The following is a 1077-nucleotide window of genomic DNA, read 5'->3' on the forward strand; positions in this document are numbered from 1 at the left end:
GGCTTGTGTCCGTACCACACCTCGTCGAAAACGGTAACCGCGGGTCCGAGCGTCGCCTGCAAGTCGATGTCCTCTTGTGTTTGATAAAGATATTCGCGATTGGTGAGACTTCTATCGTAAGGGAGTACACCGCGCTCCTGAAGGTGCAAAATTGCGGAGAGATACAGATAGCGGAGGGCACTGCGAAAGTCGTTCGCTGCCTCCGCTGTTTCGGCGTGGGCAAGTGCAGCTTGCTCTGTCTCTACGCGCGCCTGCGTGGTATTTGCGGCATCGTCGTGCGCTTCAACAATCAGGTGCGTCCTGATCTGTCGGATAAAAAAGGCGACCACAATCACCAGTGCGACGGCTCCAAGTGGGAACAACACATACCTGAGATCCCCGTCCCATCCGTCCCTTGGTTCAAGGATCTTCGCCAAAGCCTTTCGGTATTCTTCGTAAGAGACATCCATCTCTGCCCGCGTCTTTAACTCTTCACGAAATGTCCGCTCTTCAACCGTCATCGCGAAAAGTTGAGAAACCGCAATCAAACAGATGATAACACCAACGCAAATCCACTTTTTCACAGTTATATTGCCTCTTTTATAGTATCCGGCTTCACATCTACCCGTTCCAGATAAAGAAGCGTCGTTAAAATCGCCCAAATCGGTACAAGGCAGGTAGCAATCAAACCTTTGACTATAAGAATTGCCACAGTAACAGGGACACTCAATAACTCCGGCAGTACAACCTCAATATCACCACCGACGAAGAGGCTCAAGAATTTGAGAGGTGATAACGCGTCGCGAATCTGTGCGAGATTCGGTGCGATGATCGCAACCGGCATCATAATCCACCAGAACAGTCTCCAGTGATTACGATACAGCGTGACAATTGTGCCAGCAAGGTTGGTGCGTTGATCGTCGGGCATTCCGATTTCCTTAACGTTGTGTGTGAAAAGCGTGGAAACGGGTGCCTAATCCGTTACCTGCATCTCGATATCATAAGCCTCTTTCCGAATCCGCAAGTCAAAGTAGAGGAGTGTAGCGCCGATGACACTGATCGGCATCGTGAAGGTAGCAATGATGAGGCTCACCAACC

Annotated in this window: 2 protein-coding genes; both read right to left on the reverse strand. The window is 50.4% G+C overall.

Annotated elements, in window-relative coordinates:
- Nucleotides 1-563, reverse strand: a 563-nt coding sequence (locus J4G07_19705) for a DUF4129 domain-containing protein (GenBank protein MCE2416216.1), incomplete at its 3' end; no start/stop codon positions are given.
- 2 nt (nt 564-565) lie between these two features.
- Nucleotides 566-907, reverse strand: coding sequence for a hypothetical protein (locus J4G07_19710; protein ID MCE2416217.1), 342 nt, complete (start codon nt 905-907; stop codon nt 566-568).
- Nucleotides 908-1077: the final 170 nt, after the last annotated feature.

The sequence above is a fragment of the Candidatus Poribacteria bacterium genome, assembly GCA_021295715.1.
Classification (GTDB): Bacteria; Poribacteria; WGA-4E; order WGA-4E; family WGA-3G; genus WGA-3G.